The organism is Corallococcus llansteffanensis, from assembly GCF_003612055.1.
Lineage (GTDB): Bacteria > Myxococcota > Myxococcia > Myxococcales > Myxococcaceae > Corallococcus > Corallococcus llansteffanensis.
Genome location: NZ_RAWB01001031.1, coordinates 1 through 1,299 on the forward strand (window position 1 = coordinate 1; position 1,299 = coordinate 1,299).

At 76.7% G+C, this 1,299-nt stretch carries 1 protein-coding gene; it reads right to left on the minus strand.

The window, feature by feature from the left end; genetic code table 11:
* Nucleotides 1-1,298: tetratricopeptide repeat protein (locus tag D7V93_RS43080; RefSeq protein WP_244237852.1), on the minus strand; the 1,298-nt coding region annotated here is incomplete at its 3' end.
* Nucleotide 1,299 lies beyond the last annotated feature (1 nt).

Here is a 1,299-nt window from a genome sequence, read left to right on the forward strand (position 1 = left end):
TTCGGGGGCTGCGGGAAGCCCGCGGGCGGGGTGCGCCCCAGTTCGCGCAGCCGCTCCGTGGCGAGCAGCGCGTAGAACGACGCGGGCGCCGAAGCAATGACCGCCTCGTAGGCCGGGCCCACCGCCTCCGGCTTGCCGCCGCCCAGCTCGTCGGCGCGCGCCATCCAGTAGCGGGCCTGCGGCGCGAGGCTCGTCTTCGGGTACGCCGTCACCATCGCGTCCAGGGCCTGACGCGCCAGCGGGTACTGCTCCAGCCGGATGTGCGCCAGGGCGCGGAACCACATGGCCTCGTCGCGGCGGCGCGAGCCCTTGTAGCGCTTCTCGTAGTCCGCGAAGGACTTCGCCGCGGCCTCGAAGCGGCCGCCCTGCATGTCCAGCCACGCGGCGAAGAACGCGCCTTCCTCGCCCGCGGCCTGGGACGGATACGCCTTGTCCAGCGCCGCCATCAGCGCGCGCGCCTTCACGTTGTCATCCGAGCGCAGCGCCCGGCGCGCCACCACCAGCGCGGCCTCCGCGGCGATGGCCGGCGGCCCCTTGCGCGCCACCGCGAGCGCCTTCTCCGCGTCCTCGGGCTTGCCGCGCGCGAAGAGCACCTGGGCCCGCAGCAGCGCCACCTGCGCCTGGGCGGGGGCGCCCTTCACCAGCGACCGCTTCTCCGCCGTCTCCAGCTCCTCCTGGGCCCGGCCCGGCGCGCCGTCCGAGAGGAAGCCCCGGGCGCGCTGGAGGTGTTCTGGGAGGGTGAGCTTCACCGCGGGCTTCAGCGCGGCCAACCGCTCCAGCGCCTCGTCCGCGTAGGGGTGGGTGGGGAAGCGCAGCGCCACGGCCTTGAGGTCCGCGCGCAGGCCCGCGGCGTTGCCGGTGGCCGCGCGGGTCGTCGCGCGCTGGAAGAGCAGCTCCGCGGTGGGCTGCGCCGCCGCCGCCGACTCCAGCACCGGGGCCGCGTCCTTGGGTCGGTGCGCCTCCAGCAGCGCCTCGCCCAGGCGGGCCCGCGCGCGCACGGCGAGGGCCGGGGAGGCCTTCTCCAACGCCCGCTCGAAGTCCCTGGCCGCGCCGTCGGGGTCGCCCGCGTAGAAGCGCGCCTGCCCCAGGTAGAAGGCGTGGAAGGCCTCCAGGGGCGGCGGGGCCGCGTGGCGGGCGAGCAGGTCCCGGGCGAGGGCGGCGTCTCCGTCGGAGAGGACGAGGGTGCCGGCGAGCAGGCCCAGGCGGCCTGCGTCGGGGCACTTCGCCGTCTCACAGGCGGAAAGTTCCGCCCGGGCGAGCGCCGCGGCATCGGGGCGATGCAGGCGGACGGCCTCCAGC